At 45.0% G+C, this 23,103-nt stretch carries 20 protein-coding genes and 1 pseudogene; 9 read left to right on the top strand and 12 right to left on the bottom strand.

Going from position 1 to position 23,103, the window contains the following annotated elements; genetic code table 11:
- Positions 1 to 173 precede the first annotated feature (173 nt).
- The 3 genes from rodA to HW45_RS28455 form a co-directional block, all read right to left on the bottom strand.
- Positions 174 to 1,259, bottom strand: coding sequence for a rod shape-determining protein RodA (rodA, locus tag HW45_RS20495; protein WP_038229316.1), 1,086 nt, complete (start codon positions 1,257 to 1,259; stop codon positions 174 to 176).
- An 83-nt stretch (positions 1,260 to 1,342) separates the two neighbouring features.
- Positions 1,343 to 2,020, bottom strand: coding sequence for a DedA family protein (locus HW45_RS20490; RefSeq protein ID WP_006069914.1), 678 nt, complete (start codon positions 2,018 to 2,020; stop codon positions 1,343 to 1,345).
- A 56-nt stretch (positions 2,021 to 2,076) separates the two neighbouring features.
- The gene (locus HW45_RS28455) at positions 2,077 to 2,451 is read right to left on the bottom strand and encodes a hypothetical protein (RefSeq protein WP_051868256.1); all 375 of its coding nucleotides are present in this window, start codon (positions 2,449 to 2,451) and stop codon (positions 2,077 to 2,079) included.
- Positions 2,452 to 2,730: 279 nt separating this feature from the next.
- Here HW45_RS28455 and HW45_RS20480 point away from each other — a divergent pair, with 279 nt between their 5' ends.
- The 4 genes from HW45_RS20480 (at position 2,731) to mltC (ending at position 5,856) form a co-directional block, all read left to right on the top strand.
- Entirely contained in the window at positions 2,731 to 3,129 is a 399-nt protein-coding gene (locus HW45_RS20480) for a YgiW/YdeI family stress tolerance OB fold protein (RefSeq protein WP_006069912.1), read from the top strand.
- Positions 3,130 to 3,303: 174 nt separating this feature from the next.
- Positions 3,304 to 4,020 (top strand): sugar isomerase domain-containing protein, encoded by a 717-nt coding sequence (locus tag HW45_RS20475; RefSeq protein WP_038229314.1) that lies wholly within the window; start codon positions 3,304 to 3,306, stop codon positions 4,018 to 4,020.
- Positions 4,021 to 4,210: 190 nt separating this feature from the next.
- A complete protein-coding gene (locus HW45_RS20470; protein WP_051868255.1) occupies positions 4,211 to 4,576 on the top strand; it encodes a hypothetical protein in 366 nt (121 codons plus the stop codon).
- A 194-nt stretch (positions 4,577 to 4,770) separates the two neighbouring features.
- Positions 4,771 to 5,856 (top strand): membrane-bound lytic murein transglycosylase MltC, encoded by a 1,086-nt coding sequence (gene mltC, locus HW45_RS20465; RefSeq protein ID WP_081875869.1) that lies wholly within the window; start codon positions 4,771 to 4,773, stop codon positions 5,854 to 5,856.
- Between the two features lie 330 nt (positions 5,857 to 6,186).
- Here the strand turns inward: mltC and HW45_RS29030 are convergent.
- Positions 6,187 to 6,393: pseudogene (locus HW45_RS29030) on the bottom strand (DUF3360 family protein); the annotation flags it as partial.
- Between the two features lie 39 nt (positions 6,394 to 6,432).
- Here HW45_RS29030 and HW45_RS20460 point away from each other — a divergent pair.
- From HW45_RS20460 to HW45_RS20440, 5 genes are all read left to right on the top strand, one after another.
- Complete coding sequence (locus HW45_RS20460; protein ID WP_235225515.1) at positions 6,433 to 6,582, top strand: putative nucleotidyltransferase substrate binding domain-containing protein; 150 nt, start codon at positions 6,433 to 6,435, stop codon at positions 6,580 to 6,582.
- A gap of 59 nt (positions 6,583 to 6,641) precedes the next feature.
- A complete protein-coding gene (locus tag HW45_RS20455) occupies positions 6,642 to 8,915 on the top strand; it encodes a putative bifunctional diguanylate cyclase/phosphodiesterase (RefSeq protein ID WP_038229309.1) in 2,274 nt (757 codons plus the stop codon).
- A gap of 192 nt (positions 8,916 to 9,107) precedes the next feature.
- Positions 9,108 to 10,700, top strand: a complete 1,593-nt coding sequence (locus tag HW45_RS20450; RefSeq protein ID WP_038229307.1) for a BCCT family transporter — start codon at positions 9,108 to 9,110, stop codon at positions 10,698 to 10,700.
- Positions 10,701 to 11,112: 412 nt separating this feature from the next.
- Positions 11,113 to 11,643, top strand: a complete 531-nt coding sequence (locus tag HW45_RS20445) for a DUF3332 family protein (protein ID WP_006069898.1) — start codon at positions 11,113 to 11,115, stop codon at positions 11,641 to 11,643.
- 63 nt (positions 11,644 to 11,706) lie between these two features.
- Entirely contained in the window at positions 11,707 to 12,633 is a 927-nt protein-coding gene (locus HW45_RS20440; protein WP_038229305.1) for a LysR family transcriptional regulator, read from the top strand.
- A gap of 22 nt (positions 12,634 to 12,655) precedes the next feature.
- On the opposite strand, the gene HW45_RS20435 is transcribed toward HW45_RS20440, so the two are convergent.
- The 8 genes from HW45_RS20435 to HW45_RS20400 form a co-directional block, all read right to left on the bottom strand.
- Positions 12,656 to 13,966, bottom strand: a complete 1,311-nt coding sequence (locus HW45_RS20435) for an MFS transporter (RefSeq protein ID WP_051868253.1) — start codon at positions 13,964 to 13,966, stop codon at positions 12,656 to 12,658.
- Between the two features lie 11 nt (positions 13,967 to 13,977).
- The gene (gene uhpB / locus HW45_RS20430) at positions 13,978 to 15,489 is read right to left on the bottom strand and encodes a signal transduction histidine-protein kinase/phosphatase UhpB (protein ID WP_031494266.1); all 1,512 of its coding nucleotides are present in this window, start codon (positions 15,487 to 15,489) and stop codon (positions 13,978 to 13,980) included.
- A complete protein-coding gene (gene uhpA, locus HW45_RS20425) occupies positions 15,489 to 16,100 on the bottom strand; it encodes a transcriptional regulator UhpA (RefSeq protein WP_006069894.1) in 612 nt (203 codons plus the stop codon). The genes uhpB and uhpA overlap by 1 nt, the downstream gene beginning before the upstream one ends.
- Before the next feature lie 159 nt (positions 16,101 to 16,259).
- A complete protein-coding gene (gene uhpT / locus HW45_RS20420; RefSeq protein ID WP_038229303.1) occupies positions 16,260 to 17,651 on the bottom strand; it encodes a hexose-6-phosphate:phosphate antiporter in 1,392 nt (463 codons plus the stop codon).
- Between the two features lie 245 nt (positions 17,652 to 17,896).
- Complete coding sequence (locus HW45_RS20415; protein WP_038229302.1) at positions 17,897 to 19,069, bottom strand: MalY/PatB family protein; 1,173 nt, start codon at positions 19,067 to 19,069, stop codon at positions 17,897 to 17,899.
- 12 nt (positions 19,070 to 19,081) lie between these two features.
- On the bottom strand, positions 19,082 to 20,545 hold the full coding sequence (gene nhaC / locus HW45_RS20410) for a Na+/H+ antiporter NhaC (RefSeq protein WP_006069891.1): 1,464 nt from the start codon (positions 20,543 to 20,545) through the stop codon (positions 19,082 to 19,084).
- A gap of 148 nt (positions 20,546 to 20,693) precedes the next feature.
- Entirely contained in the window at positions 20,694 to 21,698 is a 1,005-nt protein-coding gene (locus tag HW45_RS20405) for a LacI family DNA-binding transcriptional regulator (protein WP_038229300.1), read from the bottom strand.
- A 38-nt stretch (positions 21,699 to 21,736) separates the two neighbouring features.
- Complete coding sequence (locus HW45_RS20400) at positions 21,737 to 22,957, bottom strand: DEAD/DEAH box helicase (RefSeq protein WP_038229298.1); 1,221 nt, start codon at positions 22,955 to 22,957, stop codon at positions 21,737 to 21,739.
- Between the last annotated feature and the right edge of the window lie 146 nt (positions 22,958 to 23,103).

The raw sequence follows: 23,103 nt of genomic DNA, 5'->3' as shown, positions 1-23,103 counted from the left end.
TCGCGGGTGAATAGTTACGATGATTGTGGCTAGAAAAATGGTGATGATGAGTCAGTGTGTCATTAGCTATTTTCATTATATTGTTTGATTATCAAATTATTTGATTTAAATTTAGTTTGATCATCAAACAATGTCAATCTTAGATTGCAGCAATAACAGCTTCCTTGTTATCGTCAGGATTCAAATCGTGAGGATGCACGACATAGCGACATAATGATTCCAAAGCAGATGCCTTGAGTGATCATGGCGGTCCCACCATAGCTAAAGAAAGGCAAGGGGCTACCCATCACCGGTAATATCCCGCTCACCATGCCCGTGTTAATAAAAGCATATAGAAAGAAGCTTAATGCCAACGAGCCCGTCACCAGGCGGCTATATGCATGGTGGCAATGACAGGAAAGCCAGAGCGTACGCAGCGTGATGAATAAATAGAGCGATAGCAGCAGTACACTACCAATGAACCCCCACTCTTCTGCGTAGGCGGAAAAGATGAAGTCGGTATGACTTTCAGGAATAAAACCCAGCGAGCTTTGCGTTGCATTGGTCCAACCCTTACCCGTGATACCACCTGAGCCAATCGCAATATGTGACTGAATAATCTGATACCCAGAGCCCAATGGATCACTTTCGGGGTTAAGAAACTGTAGGATGCGCTTCTTTTGATAGCTCTCGATAACAAACCACCAAAGTACGGGGATCATTGTCGCGACCAAACCAATAAAACCACCGATGATCTTCCAGCTCATTCCCGCGAAATAGAGTACGAATAGCATGTAAATCACACCAAATATCGCCCCATCCAAGTCTGGTTGAACAAAGATAAGCCCTGCGGGGATGGCGGTCAGTATCATGGCATACACAATCTTCATCCCTGTTGGTCTCTCGCCATCTTGCTGGATAAACCATGCCACCATCATAGGAATGGCTAATTTCACCAGTTCAGAAGGTTGAAAACGGAACCCAGCAATGCTCAACCAACGTTGGGAACCGTTAGTACTATCACCGGCAAACACGACTGCTACCAGAAGTGTTACCGTCAAGAAATACAGATATGGTGAGAAACGGCGGTAATGTTTGGCAGGAATCGACGACATAATCGCAAGACAAGACAGTGAAATAACACATCGAATCAGGTGGTTGGTGATAACGGCTTCGTTATAGCCACTGGCGCTCCATATCGTTAAGGTACTGAGTAACATCAAAGACAGAATCGCTAACACAATAGACAGGTCTATTTGTGGAATAAGGTACTTTTTCAAAATATAGCTCGGTAAAGTGACGCACAATATCGCCACTTGGATTGATAAAATGGTGAAAGGAACAACGAAGAAACCGCTCTCAATTAGTGTTTTTTAGCGGTTTGCCTAAATCCGCGAATAGCTTTACGCAGTCGCCATGTCATAAAGGTAAAAATCGCCGCAAACAGCGTTACAAAGGGAGCAGCCATTAAGACCATAGTGGTCACTCTGCTAATGGGCTCAGGTAACGAAGGTAAGAGAAATCCTACACCCGCCAACAAGCCAATCCACAGCGTGGCACTAAGCCATGAGAAATAGTGAAAGCGAGGGGCATCATGAACACGAATCCCCATGACCATTGGGACTAAAGAACGCACACCCGGAACAAAGCGAGCACAGAACAAAGCGACAAGCCCATGGCGACAAAGTAAATTGTCCACCAAACGCATATTGCTCTCAGGAACTTTCGCTAACCAACCACGAACAATAGGAAGCTTGTTAAGCCACTTACCTTGTAGATAGGCGAGCCAACTACCACCAGCCGCAGCAACGATGAGTAGTGGAAACGCGATAAATGGACTAAGAACACCGACTGCCGACAACGTCCCAACTAAAACGACGACACTGTCGCAAGGTAAGGGGGCAGCTGGAAGAAAGCTACTTTCTAACCCGATAAAAAATGTCACCAACACATAAATTAAAATGGCGCTCTCTGGTGCAAGTAGCGCATTAAAGTCCTGATTCCAAATAGCAATCAAGACATCCTGAGTAGCTTCAAACATAACGACTCCAAAAACCAACAGTTAACTAAGGAAATAACAGCAGGAATGAGGCGTACTTAACGAGAATGGATAAACCGATATTGAAGGTTACTGTCCTGCCATCCGGCTAGGCGTCGACTGTCTGAAAACAAGTAACTTCGTGGCGTGTAACGAGCTCCCCAGCAAGTAGTTATCAGGCATGCAAACGCGGCAACGACAAGCAGCCACGGCAGGACTTCTTTTGAGGCTGGCTGTGCTTTGGGAATAGGTACTCGAAACGTTGAACTGCGCAGTAACTGGTTATCATTAGCAAGGTCAGGAGTACGATCAGGAGTAATGACCGTCGCTTGATATTGAGGCAAATCCACTTCCATAGCATTCACGATCCCGCCCAACAGCAGTATCGATAACAAGGTCGCAATCAGTGGAAAAAGCTCAATGAGTCGCTTCAAAGAAAAAGCCCAGTAGTGGAATCTGCTTATATGTACTGCTATCCATGCTAAAAAGCAATCTTTGTTATCACTAGACGACAATACACCCAGTTAACTCTCTATTTTCGATAGCTTATTTTTCATCAGATCCAATTGCGTGAAATCTTCGTAGCTGATATTTATCCACTCATTGAAATATGGCATTTCCTGCATATTGCTCTATAACTACGAGTAATGGTTTTGCACATACTCAATGGCTGGGCAGTCACACTGTCTCGATCTGGTTTCTAAGGAATCAATATGAAAAAAATCCCTCTTGCTATCATTACCTCACTCATTCTTTCAACCTCTGCTTTCGCTGCTCAAAGCACGATTAATCAAGAAGCTATGGAAACGACAACGGGTGGGTTTCAAGGACCGTCAGCGGAAGACTCTTTAAACACGGTTCAGGAAATCATGGATGCGGGCTGGTTAACCGACGGTAACAAGGTCACCATCGTGGGCTATTTGGTAAAATCAATGGGTCATGAAGTGTATATGTTTAAAGATGATACTGGTGAAATGCCGGTAGAAATCGACGCCGACCAATGGGCAGGACAAACTATCACGCCAAAAGACAAAGTAAAAATCTATGGCGAGATTGAAAAAGGTGACAGTGATGTTGCTGTAGAGGCGGAATCAATTCGAATTATCAAGTAGTCCCGTCTAATACAATGAATCTTTACGTACTCAGCGCCGATTTACATCGGCGCTATTTATTTTCCTTTTAAATAAAACACTTGCTCGACAGCGCACTCCTTATCATCTCCCCTTCTTATCTCAGTACATCTCTGTTCTAATCCACTTATCTCAACGATAAAAGAGAACCGAACCATGTTTGAATACAGTCAAAAACTCATTTCTGCACTCGATACACTTTTTAAAGCCAATCAATCTCAGATTACTCAATCTTCTCAGCTTTTCGCTGATGCTATTGTCGGCGATAACATGATTCACATCCTTGGCACCGGACATTCGCATATGGTGGGGTTGGAAGGCTTTATCCGAGCAGGAGGGCTTGGTAATGTGAATGCCATCTTAGATTCAACCGTACTGACTTCAGATGGTGCCTTGCGAGGTTCAAAGCTCGAAAAGCTAGAAGGTCTTGCGCAGATCTTATGGGAAGAGCAGAACATTTCGAGTGGTGACGTCATTATGGTGGTATCAAACTCGGGAAGAAATGCGCTACCGGTCGAATTTGCTCAGTTAGCTAAGCAAAAAGGTCACCCTGTGATCGCTATTACTTCCGTCACCCAATCGTCTCAATACCCGAGCCGCCATAGCTCTGGATTAAAGCTGATGGACATCGCTGATATCGTGTTAGATAACCAAGTTCCAAGTGGCGATGGTCTATGCGAAATCAACCAACGCGTTACCGGCGCCTTTTCAAGCATCTCCGGTATGGCGCTGGTCAATACTATTACCACCGAGGCGCAAAAGCTTGCACTCGAGAAGGGAGTAGAGCCGCTGATATTCTCAAGTCAGAATGTCGACGGATTTAACAATGATGATGTCTATGCGCACTTTAAAGGTCGCCTCAAGTCCATGTAATACGGCGTCACATAGCCTATTTTGTCGAGAAGAAACCAACTCACTAATACATTCAAGCTACTGATGAAAAACAATAAATTACAAGACTTGACGATATAGTTATGTAAAATGACCGCACCTATATAAAAAGTTAGCACCAAGACTAACTCGCCTTAGGTATATCAGAATAACAATATAAAAAGGTATCAGTATGAATCGAGTTATTCATGTGCCCGCTCACTTTTGTGAAGTCGGCAAGCATGAAGCTGTCGACTATAGTGACACGCCTGTTTGGACCAAAACGGGTTACTCTAAGTCTGTCATTGACAGCGTTCGCCTCACAGAAGATCTTCAAAAAGCCGTAGAGACTCTTAACCACGACGGCTATGAAGTGATTTCGATTACACCCATTACCAGTGGTGACTATGATTTTAAAGCGCTCCTGGAGCCGGGAGGACGTGGTGATAGCGGATATGGCGGCTACGGTTATGGCTATGGCTTTAGCTATACCCAAGGGCTTATCGTCACCGCCAAACGTATTTCAAGTAATCAAGCACCGACACCCAAACCATACTAGTCATCTCTACTAGGTGAAAGCAGCCTCTGGTTATCGTAGGCTGTTTTGCTCACTCGCCACCAAGCACGTCGCATTGAGAGTTTTCACTTCAACTCTGTACTAGCAAATACCCACTCAGTGAGAAAGTAGATTTTTAAAGCACGCTAGTTATCAGATACTTAGCCTCGTATATTCCATGCTATGAGTAACACTTGGTGAAGAAAGCGCTTCTTATCTCAGTACTGCTGTTATTTGGCTGTGCTAACCACACGAATCCTCCTGGATCTTCCACATCATCGAACACCCAAAAGCAAGTCATCAATCAACTTTTAAACTACGTGGCAGGTCAAGCCAAAGAAAAGTGGGGAGAGGACGAGTTTGTTCAGGCAGGTAAGCATCGCTACGTGAAATACCTAGACGGCTACCGAACACGAGCGCATATCGATTTTGACCGCGGGAAAATTTACGTATCCACGCTGTCTCAAAGTCACCCAAAACAACATCTGCAAAAAGCCATTGTACAAACGCTACTGATGCCGGCCGATCCAGAACATGCTGAGCTGTTTTCCGACAAAGAAGTAGTTCTAAAGGGAAAGCCTTTTCTACTTGGTCAAGTACTCGACCATGATGGTAAGCCGATTGAATGGCAGTGGCGAGCCAATCGTTACGCCAAACATTTGATCGCTACCCAACTGCGCACCAAGCCAATCAAAAATGGCAACGCTTACTATGTCGAGATCTCGATGACGGACGATCACTTGCAGCAGCGTGAGTATCAATACGCGGAGCTGATCCAAAGCGCGGCAAAACGTTATGGCTTATCTGAAGACCTCATTTACTCGATCATAAAAACCGAAAGTAGCTTTAACCCATACGCGGTGAGTCATGCAGGTGCTTACGGTCTCATGCAGGTTATTCCTAAAACCGCAGGGGCGGATGTGTTCAATTTGGTCAAAAACAAACCCGGCATACCCTCCAAAGAGTACCTTTTTGATCCTGCTAATAATATAGATACGGGTGCTGCCTATTTTTACATCCTAAAGAATCGTTACTTACGCGATGTAAAGCACCCTACCTCTCTGCATTTCAGCATGATTTCGGCCTATAACGGTGGAACTGGTGGGGTACTAGCGACATTTGATAAAGATAGGAAACGAGCGATGAACAAATTAAACCAGATGGAACCAAAGCAAGTTTATACCGCTCTCACCACACAACATCCGAAAGATGAAGCGCGGCGCTATTTGCAAAAAGTTTTGTATTTTCAGAAGGACTTTAATGAGAATGTGTTAACCAAATAACGCACTTTCTTACAACATTACCCAGCCTGCTCAACAAACGATCAAAAGATTAACAAATCTATATTATTCATATAGTTAAAAATGAAAAATTAAAGAAAAAGGACACTGATACTTACAATATTTGTGTCCGAATTTTCTAGCAGTCCGCGACCAGACTGATATGATCATCGCAAACCAATGAACCTCCAATTTTCGACATCCTATTTGTTGGTTAATAAGGCCTATCAGACTCAGCATCTAATAGGCCTTTTAGTTTTTGAGAGCTAGAATCGTAAGGGTTAATGAGTCACCCAAAGCGCCTGTTTCGCTAGCTCTCTAACGATAATCCGATTAACCGCCAATGAGTGCAGGAATACCTGGTAGTTGACCAACGACCGCCAGCGAGCCTACACAAACTACAAATGCCAATCCCGGAATCAGATACTTATCTTTAGCGGATAGTTCTTTTGCTCTCTCTCTATCACCGATAAAGCCCATGTTATCTAGCAGCATGGTAGTGGCCCATCCAAATACAGGATTAACAAACGCACAAGAGAAATGCTCTATGTTTTCGACCATATCTGGCAATTGCGCTTCATGAATCAGATTATTGAATATTCAGATCTGCGTAAGATCAACGACCAGATAGTATTACAAGACCTCACACCTATAGAACAACAGCACTTACAAAGCGTTCTTAACCGCATCGCTATCTTCCATCAAAAAGTACAACAAGATTTCCTATAACTCCCCTTGGTTAGTCTAGTTTTTTCGCTTCATCTGAATAACCTACTAGACTAACCCTTATGAATAGAAATCAGCTTATTATTCCTATACTACTTACGCTGAGTGTCATCTCCGCTGGGAGCTACTGGGTTTATACGTTTGTAAATCATGCTCAGCAAGAGAAGATGGTTCATGCTCAAGAAATCGCCTTTGATAAAGCTCGAGCTATAGAGCTTGAGTTAGCGCAAGCTTTATCTGTAACTAGAGTGCTTGCCTTATTGATATCTCAAGACCAAGGTAACGTCGAGGATTTCGAGTTCTACGCCCAAGGATTGATAGCTCAACATCCACTCGTTGATAATATTCAGCTTGCCCCGGACGGCATTGTCCAACATATCTACCCACTTAAGGGGCATGAAGCCGCCATTGGTCATAACTTACTACGGGATCCTGCAAGAAAAGTGGACGCACTACGTGCAATCTCAACCCGAAAATTAACCTTATCTGGTCCATTTCAACTCAAACAAGGTGGGGTAGCCGTAATTGGCAGGTTACCTATCTTTTCACCCCAACAAAAAGCATTCTGGGGCTTTGCATCAGCCTTAATCTACTTTGATACTATTTTGCTCAATGCGGGCCTGCCTTCAGCTGCTGATTCATACTATTCGTTCGATTTGTCCGCTATTGATACCACAACAAGTCAAGTGAAAAGTATTGCTGGGATTAAACTCCCATCTTCTGACCCACAAGATGTGACCACAACCTCCACCATTACCCTCCCAAACCAACAATGGCAATTAACCATTACATTACCAACATCAAGATGGGAAAAGTTTTTCCCGATGGTGAGCTATCTTGTGATTATTTCTATCGGGATATGCTCCGGGTGGATAACCTGGAAATATTTACAACTTCCAGTTCAATTACAACAAGCGGTAAAGAAAAAAACCAAACAGTTGGAAAATCTGTCATTTACCGACAGCGTGACTGGCATTGGTAATCGTCGCTTCTTTATGAAGAAGTTAGTCGCGGCACAAGCTCACACGCAATCGACCTTAACTAAAGCGGTACTATTTATCGATCTCAATGACTTTAAGATCGTTAACGACAGATATGGACATCTATTTGGCGATAAGGTCCTTAAGCTGGTTTCTCAAAGACTCAAAGCCAATACCGCCCACTCTGATATTACCGCTCGAGTGGGTGGAGACGAATTTGGTCAGCTACTGTTTGATATAAAAAGTCGTCAACACCTACAAGACTATATTGAAGGTGTCATTACCTCGCTGAAAGAGCCTATGAACATCTCTGGTATCCAAGTGACTATCTCAGCATCGGTTGGCGTCGCGCTTACCCCTGAACATGGTCGTCGCGCTACTGAGTTACTTAAGGCGGCGGATATCGCTATGTACCATGCCAAACAGGAAAAATCTGGGTATCAGTGCTGCTTTTATGACCCCAACATGGCGCTAAAATTCCGCCAAATCCCCGACTTCAAGCGCGATTTTACTGAGGCACTTTTGCACGAACAATTACGCCTCTATTACCAGCCCATATACTGCTTACGCAGCCAACATATTGTGCACTATGAAGCTCTAGTTCGATGGCAGCACCCACAAAAAGGCTTGCTTCCACCCAGTGAATTTTTAGAACTCGCTGAACAGGTTAATTTGCTTGTTCAGCTCGAACAATGGGTGCTAAACAAAGCATGCGCTGATATTGCAGAACACCGTGATCTGCATGCTCAGGAAGTGTGTGTCGCTATCAACATGAGCCCGGGTTTTGTGACAGACTCTGATTTATTACAGCAAATTGATGATTTACTAGCGCTCTATGAACTTCCGACAAAAGCGATCAAACTAGAACTCACTGAGACCAGCGTACTGACAAATCATGACATAGCAATGAAGACCCTCTCTGCATTAGGAGCAAAAGGTATTGAAGTGGCTTTGGATGATTTTGGAACCGGCTATAGCTCATTTTCATTGCTACATGAACTTCCTATTCATACTTTAAAGCTCGATAAGAGCTTTATCGACAAACTACTCATCGATAGTAAAGATTATTGCGTGGTTGCCAGTATTATCGAACTCGCACATAAGCTAAACCTTAATGTCATCGCCGAAGGTATTGAGACAAAAGAACAACAAGACAAGCTGAATTCGTTAGGATGCGATTACGGACAAGGGTATTATTTTTCTCTTCCTTTTCCTGCATTTAATACTGAATTACACCCCTCAAACTGCGAGCAACATGATTTGTGCGACAAACCTTGCATTCCGTCCCCTTCTCCTAAACAGCTAACCACGCCCATTCCTATATACACTGCCTTCAACAAAGCACAACGTAAGTAAACACTAGACGATAGGAAGACCTGTTAACGGGTTACCGCGAGCCCTTACAATGAAAAAACTTCTGAACTCCGCTGATCAATATGCTAGGATGGCCGACTTTTTATGACGCAGCTCACATTTTGCTCAGCAAAAATCGCGTCCAAATCCACATTGCTCGCTTAACCGCAGCATATAGTGAATAGTGATTATTTAATGCTAAATTCTAATACTGTTGAATCTACTTCAGCAGCTTCAAACTCAGCGTACAATGCTATCCATCCACCTGAACGACTGAGACAGCTCGCAGCCAAACTGGAAATGAACAATCCTGTGTTTTGGATTAGCGGCTCTTTTCTAACTCTATTTGTTCTACTTGCCCTCACCCATCCTGTTACTCTTTCCTCTGTTGTCGATTCTGGTTTTCAGCTGGCAACTCGCTATTTTGGCGCATTTTGGCAAATTTTGTTGTTAGCCAACTTCGTTATTGGTCTCGCACTCTGTTTTGGTCGTACCGGTGATGTTCGCTTAGGAGATCTCAATACTCCTGATGTAACGAATTTCAAATGGCTATCGATAGTATTGTGTACACTGCTCGCAGGTGGCGGCGTGTTCTGGGCTGCTGCTGAGCCAATCGCACACTTTGTTTCACCTCCACCTTTATTTGGCTCTCAAGATGCCAAAACCAATGCCATCAACGCACTTTCTCAGTCTTTTGTTCATTGGGGTTTCTTAGCTTGGGCTGTTTTAGGTTGTTTATCTTCTATTGTGTTAATGCATCTGCATTACGACAAAGGCTTACCTCTAAAACCAAGAACCTTGCTATATCCGCTACTTGGGGAAAAAGCTATTAAAGGCGGAATCGGCAACACGGTAGATGCACTGAGTATTATCGCTGTTGCCGCTGGCACAATTGGCCCTATTGGTTTTCTGGGGCTGCAAATCAGCTATGCCATGCAAGAGCTATTTGGTACTACGGACACCTTCATAACCCAAGCTATAGTAGTGGTCGTTGCGATGGTATTTTATACCCTCTCGGCATTAAGCGGAGTCAATCGCGGTATCCAGTTGGTGAGTCGCTATAACATTATTCTTACCGTGGCTCTTATCGTGTTTATTCTATTTGCAGGTCCCACTGGCTTTATTATCGATAGCTATGTTCAAGGTTTAGGTCAAATGATTGACCAATTTGTTCCAATGGCGCTATATCGAGGAAACCCTGAGTGGTTAGGTTGGTGGACCGTGTTCTTCTGGGGTTGGTTTATTGGCTATGCTCCGATGATGGCGATTTTTATTGCCCGCATTTCCCGTGGCCGCACTATCCGCCAACTAGTACTTGCCATTAGTATCGCCGCACCACTAGTAACTTGCTTTTGGTTCACCATCGTCGGTGGTTCTGGACTTGCCTTCGAATTGGAAAATCCTGGTGTGATTCAGGCAGGCTTTGAGGGATTCAATATGCCAGGGGCACTTTTAGCGATTACACAACAGTTGCCATTCCCGACGCTGATCTCCATTTTATTTTTGATTCTCACCACGACTTTTATTGTCACCACGGGTGACTCGATGACTTACACCATCACCATGGTGATTAGTGGAGACAAAGAACCGAACGCGACGATTCGAGCTTTCTGGGGAATCATTATGGGTGCCGTTGCCATTGTTCTGATTTCGCTGGGCAGTGGTGGGATCTCTGCATTACAGTCATTTATTGTTATCACCGCAGTGCCTGCCTCCTTCATTATTGCGCCGAGTCTTTGGTATGCACCAAAAATTGCAAATCAGATGGCAAAGCAGCAACGACTTTGACGCTATAACAAAGTCACCAGCGAGTTAAAACTATTTTACGGCAAGCACTTTACGCTTGCCGTTTTCATTCCACTTATCTGTGTTCTACGTTCCCTATTCATTACAAATATCCGCCTCCACTTTTGATACATTTCATCATCAGATACATCAGAGTTATGTCAACTTGTTTCACCTTATGACATCACGCTCAGCAGCTTTCCATTACTATCTGTTAATTAAAGAAAAATTTATCTTCTGTCATTATTAACCAGCACTTAAACGTCTTTTAAACCAAACACATTTATCTGTTCCCTCCACCGCTTTAGGCTGCGCCCCCTCCGTTACCAAAGGTTTGTTTAGGTTCCTGTCTAACCCCCTAGAACCTGAACATCTTTGGTAACAACCAACTTATTATTACTGCTTAAGGCTTGTTATGAACACCAAAACTAAAATTGCATTTTTTCTCGCTTCTGCGCTGACACTCAGTGGCTGTGTCGGCAGTAACGCTGTGACCGAAAAGCTGATGGGCTTCAACGTTAAAGTCGTGGATAACCGTTACGCACGTGCAGGCGTTAACTTCCTGCTATCTCCTGTCTATGGTTTTACGCTAGTGGCTGACTTGTTCGTTGTGAACTCAATCGAATTCTGGTCTGGTACCAACCCAATTAACGGTAAGCCTCATGTGTTTGATACAAAAACAGAGACCTATTTAGAAGTGAATGACAAGGTTGATTCTAGCCTGCACGATGCACCGATTGATCCACTGACAATGAGCACGCCTAACTCAGGCACCATTCGTTACCTCGATGAAAACACGATTGAAATGGAAGTGACCTTGGCGGATGGTCAGCAATCGAAAGTGATAGGTGTAAAAGAAGGCGACAAGATCAGTTACTACATTGATGACCAACTAGTGTCTCAAACAACACTTGATGCGCTAGAGCATGAGTTCTCAGAATCGTAGGAAATAATCTCTATCTTTCCTATAGTTAACTAAGTAACCACGGAAGGTTACCTACTTTAACTCATGACAAACTATATGACTCAATACAGTGACAAGATTGACTTAAACCTTTTTCGAACTTTTGCTACCGTGTACAAACATGACTCGATTAGTCGTGCAGCAGAAGAGCTCAACGTCACTCCAGCATCAGTAAGCCAATCAATTAAAAAGCTTTCTATTGAGCTCAACACCTCGTTATTTATGCGTCGAGGCCGCGGTATAACTCCAACCCTACAAGCGCACCATTTAATAGAACGCATTGCTCCTCTGCTCCATGAATTCGATGTAATTACCAATGATTGCCTTTATGGTGTTCACCAATCAACACCACGAAAAGTGGTGGTACAAGCACCTGAGCCCATCATATTTGAGCACATAAAAAGTACCGAGCTTGCCAATCACACTGAAACTCGTTTTCGTCTCGAATGGTTGGATATCCTTTATAGTAATAGCGATAGCTACGAGACTTTAAAATTCAAACATGCCGATGCCATCATAGATATTTTCCAGCTCGCTGAACCGAACATTTGCAACGACCTGTTATTTGAAGATGAAATTGTGGTGATCGCTTCGAAAAACCATCCACGAGTAGGCTCCACTATCTCACCAGAGCAGTTTGCCGAGGAGTCGCACATCATATTGAATTACCAATTTGGAGAGTCTTCACTGTTTGAAATACTATATAATTCACCGCCACCCAAAAGACGTATCTTAAGCACGCAAACCTCTTTAACCTCCATGCTGTCGCTTACTTCAGAAAGTGAAGCACTGTGCCTCTGTACCAGACGATTCGCTGAGCAGCATGCCAATCGGTTACCCATCAAGATCTTGCCATTTCCGGGTCCGGTTGAACCCGTCAAATTCTGGCTTATCTACCCAGCCCAAAGCCGAGATACACACGCGATAAAATGGCTTCACTCCACACTGGTTGATTGGATACAACAGCAATGAGTCCGAGCCATCAAACCATGAATTAACGCTGACTGAATTGTGCTTGTAAAAAGGGTAACAACAATAGACCGATGACAGCCGAACAGACCGATATCACCACAAAGAACCCAGTCCAATGGAACTGCTCTAATACCATCGCAAGTGGGTAGCCAGCAAGAGCTGCGCCCATATAGGCAAACAGTCCAACAAATCCTGTAGCCGCACCTGCTGAGTCTTTATGTGAACACTCAGCCGCCGCCATACCAATGAGCATCTGCGGTCCAAATACAAAGAAACCAATGGTAAAGAAACCAGCAGACTGAAACACAAAGTTGGTTAATGGCATTAACCAGAGCGCGGCAACAGACAGAAAAATCCCCATCGCGAAAATCAGGTTCATTGGCCCACGGTTGCCGCCAAATAGCTTATCTGAGCCCCAGCCAGCTACTAAAGACCCCACAAAGCCGCCGACTTCAAACAAAGATACTGATGCATTGGCGTTGATTAAACTGTAATGATGCTGCTCAGTCAGATACAAGTTACCCCAGTCATTAATCGCCGTGCGCACGATGTAAACCAATATGTAGCTAAAAGCGAGCAACCAGATGTATTTATTGTTGAGAACATACGACCAAAGAATCTGCTTCGGCTTCAGCCCTACTCCGTCGTTTTCTTGAGCCAGTTCTAACTTATCATTGCGCCATTGGCCTACGGTAGGCAATCCCATTGACGTTGGTTTATCACGCAGTCGCCAACAGAGAAATAAACCTATCAGCACGCTTATTACGCCCGGAATAATAAACCCCTCACGCCAACTATAATGAAAGGTTAGAAAGCCCACTAGCAAGGGAATCATCGCACCACCGACATTATGTGCCGTATTCCAAAGCGACCAGAAAAATCCTCTTTCGGTTCTGGAGTACCAGGTGGTCAAAAGCTTGGAACAGGACGGCCAGCCCCAACCTTGGAACCAAGCATTAAGAATCCATAAACTCGCGAGAACAAACAGCGAACTCGACAAACCAAAGACAATGTTTACCACTCCACTGGCAATAAGCCCGATACCCATAAAGTAACGAGGGTTGGAACGGTCTGAAATAATACCTGAGACAAATTTTGATAGCCCATACATCAAATAGAACATGGTGCCCATCATGCCGATGTCTCCCTTGTCTAAACCAAGGTCGGCAATAAGTGCAGGCGCGGTGTAATTGAAGGTTTTTCGGGTGAGATAAAAACCGGCATAGCCGAGATACATTCCCAGCATGATGTGAAAACGCCAGTACCGATAGCGAGTATCGACACTCGCGCTCTCTTGATGTTTCATCTGTTGTTCTGCTACTTTGACTGTCATGAACTACCCCGCTACACCAATGGAAGTCGTGCATCAATTTCGGTGCCACGTTGTGTTTCATCTCCGTCAACAACGCTGCGAATCTCAAACTGGCCACCTAACGCTTGAACACGCTCTTTCATGCCTTTAAGGCCAAACCCTTTTTGGCTATCTTGAAGCGGAAAGCCAATACCATCATCAGCAATCTTTAGCGTGATTGTCGCATCAATGACGAGCTCTATTCGCACCTGTTTGGCTTGAGCGTATTTGAGAATGTTATTCAGCGCTTCTTGGCATAAACGGAACAAAGTCACCTCCATCATATCCGAGAGCACTCGCTGGCTAACATTGTCGACTGTAAATTCAACTTCAATACCAAGCTGTTCAAACTCCATCTCACGCACCATTTGCTGAATGGCGGAGATCACGTCTAAATCATCCAAGGTTTTTGGTCTTAATCGAGTAAGCAGCCCTTTTGTGGTGTCATAGACATTCAGAGACAAGGATTCAATGGTATCAGCGCAACCAATGCTCAAATCAGGATTGTTGACGCGCTTAATAATGCTCGCTTGGGTTCGAATAGCAGTGATATTCTGACCAATTTCATCATGCAGTTCGCGAGCAATGTCCTTACGCACCGACTCTTCCGCTTGCACCAACTGTTTCGCTAAGTGCTTGTTGCGAGTAAGTTCAGAGCGAAGCTGATGGTTTAAATCGCGCTGTCTCTGCACCGCCATTCCCAGCAATATTCCCGTTAATGATTGAGCACTTATTGATAACAGTAGGTCCGTGACTTCCAGCTGTGACACCCCACTACGCGCCGCTATTAATGCACAACTATTAAGAAGCGTACCTAGCAGAGCACCCTGCCATCCATAACGAAACGCAAGCAAGATGATGGGTATTGCCAAACAAAACGGAGCAAAGCGCCTAAGCTCGTCAGGCAGCCCGACTTGCAGAGAAATGCTCACCGCAAACAGTGCAATGAACAGCAAAATAGGCTTATAGTGAAATTCGATTGGTTGATGGATGAGGTTAGATGTCAAAGGTCGCCACGTACTTTGAAATAGGTAATTCCAAATGAGGTAACAGCTCGGCACCAGCATAAGCCCCGCCGTAATACTCACCAAACCGACGAAACTCAGAGAGTCACTATGACTGCCGACAGCAAGCATATTAATCAGTGCGCAGGCAACAATCGCTGCGGCTTGAATAAGTAATCGTCGCCACTGAGCACCTTGATAATAACGCTCAGCAACCAAGGCAACAGGAATACTTAGCGCACTAGCAACCAAAATGGCCGACCACTGAGGCTGCGCAAGCAAAATAGCCAGAGAGATGGTTAAGCACCACTCAGCGGCATAAACGGCACCCCAGTATTTTTTAGCGGCATGCAGAGTAATCCCAAGCCTAAGGGCGAACGGGAAAAACAGAATTGCCAACTCAGCGTCGTTAACGAAGTAATAGGAAATCACCCATAAACAAAACCAACTGCACAGGGTTATCAGCCATGCACTGGCGCTGGCAACGAGGTAAGTTCGCATTACAACGTCGCTTCTGCCCTAAACAACTTGGCAAGTTCCACATTGTTTTTGACAGCAAGTTTATCCAGTGCATTAGCACGATGGACATGAACGGTTTTGTGACTTAATCCAAGTTCGGCCGCTACCGCCTTCACATCGAGTCCCGTTGCCAAGAGCTCTGAAACTTCATATTCACGTTTAGTGAGTCGAGATAAGGCTTGTTGGAACGGTCTTGGAGAAGCCAGTTTCATGGCAATATCCGGGGTAAGATAGCAACCACCGTTGGCACTGGTTCGCACCGCTTGAATCAGTTCATCAGGACTGCAACGTTTGGTCAAATAACCAAGTGCACCTAATTCCAATGCCTTTTCCACCATAGCAGGAGAGTCATGTACACTGAGCATCACACAGGCAATGCCCTTGGGCATCGACTCTAGTAACGCGAGACCACTTTCGTCCGGCATCGAGATATCCAGAATACATACCTGCACACCACTGCCCGGCAGCCCTCTTTTAGCTTCTTCAACCGAGCTAAACTCACCGACTACATTAATGTCTTCCTCTAGATTGAGTAATTGAGCAAACCCAGAACGTACGATGATGTGGTCATCCACTAAAACAACATTGATCATGATGAAGTACCGGCTAGAGAGAGGCGAAAAATGGGGTAACTTAACGCCGACGCATCGATTAAGCAAATAGCGTTTGGTTCTAAAAAAAGCGCTATCTATGATTCCAATGGCTCAGGCAAACCAAATGCGAAATCGTAGACAGCGCTTTTCAGGGGTATATTAAGCCGTAACTTGTTGTAACTGCTTCTTAGCTTTACGAATTTTCTTCTCTTCTGCGATAGCTACGAAGACAAGTAGACCGATACAAATCGCTGCAGATGTATCCAGCGCTGCAAAGGTACCTTTCCATCCTGTTAGGCCAAAGATAGGCGTACCATCGGCAATCATACCTAAACCTAACTTCGCGAAGCTGTCACCAATGAGGTAAGCAAACGTACCTTTCACGCCGTCGGCAACGCTGATGGCTTTCTTAGGAACGAAACCTACTGCCGCTACACCAATAAGTAGTTGAGGACCAAAGACTAGGAAACCTAAGACAAATAGCGATGCAAGATACATAAATTCACTTGTCGCATGTTGATAGAATTCCAAGCTTACGATGATTAGCGCTAATGACACACACGCAACCAGAGCGCGACGACCATTCGCCAAATCAGACAGATAACCCCAAAGTAAGGTACCCACTAACGCACCGACTTCGAATAAAGTGAAGCCAGAGATTGCCGTTTCTTTGGATAGACCAAGTTCTTGGTAGGCATAAACTGTTGACCATTGGTCGATACCGATACGCACGATATACAAGAAGATATTGGCAAAACACAGTAGCCAAATCACTTTGTTTTTAAGTACATACTCAACAAAGATTTCACGCTTGGTCATTTGGTTTTCTTCAGCCGCTTCGTCTTCTTCACTCACTGCTTCATCAAATAACTCTTCTACTTTACCTAGACCGTAAGCTTCTGGAGAGTCACTACCGTAACGAAGACCAAAGAAACCAACCACCAAAGCAATCAGAGATGGGAACACAAACATACCAATAACGTGGCCATCAAACAGGTAGTTAGCACCGAATAGCGCAACACCCGCCGCACCTGCACCACCTACGTTGTGCGACATGTTCCAAAGGCCAAGGTATGAACCACGCTTGTTACGTGGCGTCCACTTGGTAATGGTTGAATAACTAGAAGGTCCACCGGTACTTTGGAAGAAACCACTTAGTGCATAAAATGCAATCATTAGGAATAGACTAACGCTGCCGCCACCCATACTGAAACTGAAGCCAAGCATCGCAAGACCTGAAAGGATCAGCATAAACGGAAGGAACTGTTTGGTGTTCTTGCCATCGGCATAGTAGGACACCACGGTTTTACCAATACCGTAAGTGATGGAGAAACCAAGACCAATCAAACCAAGTTCAGTCATGGAAAGCCCATAGTTCGAAATCATATCGTTTTGCGCGATATTGAAGTTCTTACGAATCAGGTACATGGTCATGTAACCGATAAAGACTACTAAATAGGACTGTAAGAAGGGTTTAAACCACATTTTGCGTCTTTGCTCGACGGGAAGATCCAACGTCGGCTTACGCACTTGCTCTAGAAATTTCAACATGATGAATCCTTAGACTCTCAACATAAGGGGCAGCACTACCCAAAGAGCGACCCATCGCCGGTCTTGGTGTGGTGCAAAAAGTAAATTCGTTTGAGGATCAGCGCTAATAGCGCTGAAAATCTATGAGCAAGAGTGTAAGAATTGGCCGGGATAATGGCTTGAGAGGCGGTCTTAAGAGTACTAGGAAAAATTCCTAGTACTCGCTAGTTATCAAAGAATACGTGAATCACATCACAGATGTAGGGTTATACTAAGGCGTGTTTAATACAAGTAAGTGCTCTTTGCAACGTAGTCTCTGGACAACCAAGGTTAAGGCGGACAAAGCCCGAACCTTCTTTACCAAAGGCTGTGCCCATACTTGGCACCACGCCAGAGTTGATAAAGCGCTGCTCCAGATCGTTGTCAGTAAGGCCAAGTGCTCGGCAATCCAACCATGCTAGATAGCCCGCTTGAGGAGGTAAAAACTTCACCCCTGTACCTGAAAGCTCCAATTCTACAAAGCGTTGAAGTCGCTCGATATTTCGTTCTAGATACTGCTTTAATTGCTCCAACCATTCGGCACAATGCTGATAGGCAACGGTCGCGGCGACCAAAGACAAGCTATTAAACACATCCATGCCATGAGCATCTAATCGTCTAACAAAGCGTGCTCTCAGTTCTTCATTAGGAATAATGAAATTAGAGATACGCAGTGACGAAAGGCCAAAGGTCTTGCTCGCTGCCGTTGCCACTATCAAACGTTGATTTAGGCTTTGCGGCAGTTTCAGCGCCGAATAGTGTTGTTGGCCGGAAAGCGTAAGATCGCACCAAATTTCATCACTTAACAACCACACTTGATAGCGCTCGCAAAGCTCTGCAAGCTTTAGCACATCTTGCTGTGACCACACACGTCCCGTTGGGTTGTGAGGATTACAAAAGATCATCGCCTTTGCACCTTGAGCAAAGCACTGCTCGAGGTGTTCAAAGTCAATTCTGTACTCGCCATTCTCAAGCGTTAATGGATTTTCCTTCACTACTCGGTCGTTGAACTCAATGATTTTGCGAAAGGACCCGTAGCCCGGAGACTGCATGACAATCTGGTCACCAATATTGGTAAGCATTTGCAGTGCGATCGATAACCCAGGCAACACACCATGGACCGTTGTGACCCACTCCTTATCGATATGGGTGTCATGCTGAGTAGCAAACCAGTCAATGATGGCTTGATAATAGTCAGCATCTCGCTCTGCATAGCCAAAGACACCATGCTCAGTGCGCTGCGTTAGCGCATCTAATACCACTTGTGGCGCTTTGAAATCATAGTCTGAGACCCACATAGGGAGTAAATCCGATTGATGCAATCCTAGCTTCTGACCCATAAAATCCCATTTAAGCGAGCCAGTGTTACGACGTTCTAACATTTGGTCGAAGCAATTCATTCAGCAGTTACCTTATTTTGTTGGGGTAGCAACAGTTTGTAATTCTGTATTATCTGTTGATTCTGGCTTTGCTTTCGCAATACCAAAACCAGTAAAACCGTAAATCAGCGCGAAGATTACGCCGGTATAGCACTGAATCGCCCAAGGTAGATAATCAAGCGTTGCTACGCCTAGCGTGCCCGCCATGTAAATACCGGCAGCGGTCCAAGGCACTAGCGGTTCAATAATTGTGCCTGCATCTTCGATAGTACGAGAGAGGTTCTTGGTATCTAGACCCATTTTTCGGTAGGCGTTTTGGAACAGTTCTCCCGGAATCAATAGTGCTAATTTGCCGTCTGATGTCGTGAACACAACCGTAATCGTCGCGATAACCGTTGAAGCAATCAGTTGACCCGTTGAGTGAATCAGATGCAGGAAGCGACCAAGTACCACGTTCAATGCGCCAGTTAAGCTTAAAATACCTGCGAAAGAGAAGGCACAGAATACCAACAAGATAGTGCTCATCATTGAGAACAGACCACCACGGTTAAGCAGCTTCGCTACATCCGGAATGATGCCTGATACTTCGTGACCATTCGCTTCAAACATTGATAGATTAAAGCCATCAACATACGCTTGGAAACCTTGTTGTAGTGAGAAGCCTTGAAGCAGCATGCCAAGAGCTATAGCAATCGCCGACGCTGCAAGCATGAGCGGTAATACTGGCTTTTTAGTAAGAGCACCCCAAAGGATCATCACTGGTGGAATAATAAGAACAATGTTGAGGTTATAAAGGCTTTCAAGGCCCGCTAAGATCTCAACGACTTTCTCTGGTTCGCTCACTCCTGCCACATCGGCACTTTGACCAGCAAAGAAAAACACGGTTGCGGCAATCACAAAGCCTGGCAAGGTAGTGTAGAGCATATGTTGGATGTGTTCGTACAAGGTTGTGCCTGATACCACTGGAGCAAAGTTGGTTGAATCAGACAGTGGAGAGATTTTATCGCCGAAATAAGCGCCAGAAACTACTGCACCCGCAGCGGCTGCAAGCGACACATCTAGGCCAGCCGCAACACCCATTAGTGCAACACCAACAGTACCTGCTGAACCCCAGGATGTACCTGTACATACCGATACTACGCTAGTCACGAAAAAGGCAGCGATAAGGATGTATTCGGGACTGATCACTTTAAGTCCCCAATACACCATATAAGGGATCGTGCCGCTCACCATCCAACTGGCGATAAGGCCGCCAACAGAAACAAGAATTAGGATGACTGGCATCGCCTTGGCAAGCTTCTCAACAATAGCGCCAATAATGTCATCCCAGTTGTAGCCCATCTTCCAAGCGATGAAACCAGTAAATGCCGCAGAAATCAGCAGCAAGACTTCAATTCGTAGTCCTAGCGCTCCGTAGCCGATTGCCAAAAGCAAAAACATCACCGCGATAGGGGCGAGCGCTAAACCAAATGAGGGCAGAGGCTTTGAATTTGTCATAATGTATATCCTCAAAAACTGTGTAGGGTTTGTTCGCAGAGATAATATCCTTAGCCTCATTCCAAAATTGAGAGCTAGATGACTGTTTCATGTAAGCGCTTACATGAGATTATCTGATGTGAACATTCTCACGTTTTTTCATTGATAATTACCTTTTTAACGACTTGACGGTCTGTCTTTCGACTAAATTGGCTTCAAAACGATGGTTATGGGGAGGAGTATAGGCTGATTTTTTGAGGTTCAGTGCTAGCTTCGCGGCATGCACCGACATCTCGTCGATAGGGTTGTGCATTGTGGTTAAACGAGGATAGAGATAGCGTGCCAACAACACATCATCAAAACCCACAATAGACATATCGTCAGGTACTACCACGCCTTGTTCGTAGAGACTTGCCATCAACCCCGCCGCCATGACATCATTAAACGTCACCACAGCAGTAACTTCTGGGCACCGCGCCATCAACGCCTTTCCTGCCGCTTCACCACCAGACTCACTGAAATTCTCGTTAATAATCCAGCTAGGCGGTACTTCAATGTTGGCGGATGACATGGCGTCTTTATAGCCTTGAAGGCGATCGGTTCTATCTTCTATCGGCAGATCGCTGGTGACGTAGGCTATCTTGCGATGACCTAAAGCAATCAAATGCTCCACCGAGACCTTTGCTCCAGCTCGATTATCCACCCATACCGAGCGATTCGAGATCTGTGGAATAGTGCGATTGAGTAGAACCATAGCGGGAGCTTGGGCAGCGTAGCGGAGCAAAGTGGCATCATCAAGCATTTTGGCATGCACAACCATAGCTTCGCAGCCTTGGCTAATAAGAAAGTCCAAGCCTTCTTTTTCACGTTCCGTATTGTGACCGCCACTCACCACTACCAGTTGATGGCCATTAAGACGTACCACCTCTTCGACATTTTTGGCGATTAGTGCAAAGAAGGGATCAGCCAAGTTACCTGTGAGTAGACCTAGTGTGTTATTGCTTCGTTTCGCTAACGCAGCGGCTCGAGGGTCACGACGATAGTTAAGCGTTTTAATCGCTTTCTCCACCCGCTCCAACGTTACTGGTTCTACGTAGTGAGAGCGGTTAATTACCCTCGATACTGTCGCTGTCGAAACCCCTGCTAACTCTGCTACGTCTTTCATGGTTGCCATGACTGCTTTCCTTAACGCTCTCTATTGCGAACTCGATGCTAACGTTTCTTGCTCTTGAATTGACTCGCACGGGTCTTTTTATTGGTGCGTCGATTGGCTTGCTTGTCTCGTTTAGGGCGCTTGCTTTCTCCTGTCGAGGGTTTATCCGTCACCGGAAAGTCAGCCAGCTCTTCCAACACTAAACTTCGTGATGTGAGTTGACGAATCGCCTCAAGATATTCGGTTTCACCATGGCAAACTAGCGACAATGCCTGTCCCGTTTTTCCTGCTCTGGCGGTGCGCCCAACTCGATGCACGTATACAGATGGGTCACTTGGCAACTCATAATTAATCACGACGGGAAGATCATCTACATGGATGCCTCGAGCTAAAATATCAGTAGCAATCAGTACTTGAATCTCACCTTGTTTGAAGGCCTGTAAGGTACGTTCACGCTCCGTTTGCTCTTTATTACCATGTAAGGCGCCACTAGTAATACCTGCTTTATTCAACTTCTTACAAAGCGCATCTGCATTGTCTCGTGCACCAATAAACACCAACACCTGAGGCCATTGATGCTCAGTAATTTGCTTAATCAGCACATTGGCTTTACTGCCTTTATTTACCAAATACAATGTCTCTGCAATCTGCTCCACCACACTATTGGTTTTATTGGCTACAACTCTGATTGGATTGTTAAGCAAAGTCGTGACTTTTGCTTCCAACTGTTCTGGTAGCGTTGCTGAGAACATTAAGGTTTGTTTTCTGTTGCTCAATCCATTGAGTATACTCTGAATGTCTGGCCAAAAACCCATGTCGAGTAAACGGTCAACTTCATCAAGCACAACAGTTTCAATACGTTGAGTGTCCACCAGCTGTTTATTCATGATATCGAGCAAACGTCCAGGTGTTGCCACTACAATCTCTGGAGCAGCATTAAGCTGACCCACCTGCGGCTCTACATCCTCGCCGCCGCAAACCACAGCGACTGAATAACCTAATAGAGCGACGATAGGATCGATGGTCTCTGTTACCTGTTTCGCCAATTCACGCGTAGGCACTAGTATCAAGGCTTGCTTTATCTCGTTGTTAAGCAACTGCTCTATCAGCCCAAGGCCAAAGGCTAAGGTCTTACCGCTGCCAGTTTGTGCAAGAGCCAAGACATCGTGCTGTGCGGTAATAGCAGGAATAGCGAGGGTTTGAATATGAGTAGCATGAGAGAATTCACTAGGAATGGCATCAATTAATGCCGAGCTTAACGTTAACTCAGAAAAAGACATGATAGGTTTACACGATCGCAGAAATATGTGCGGATGATAGGAGGAAAGCGTGTGGAACTCCAGTTTCTGTATCAATAAAAGTGTTGATCGTTGAAGTGTTAAGTTGGTAAGCGGCTGGCAAAAACGAGCCTGCTCGAATCAATGAG

The sequence above is a fragment of the Vibrio sp. ER1A genome, from assembly GCF_000733315.1.
GTDB lineage: Bacteria > Pseudomonadota > Gammaproteobacteria > Enterobacterales > Vibrionaceae > Vibrio > Vibrio mediterranei.
This window is presented reverse-complemented; position numbering and strand designations above follow the sequence as displayed.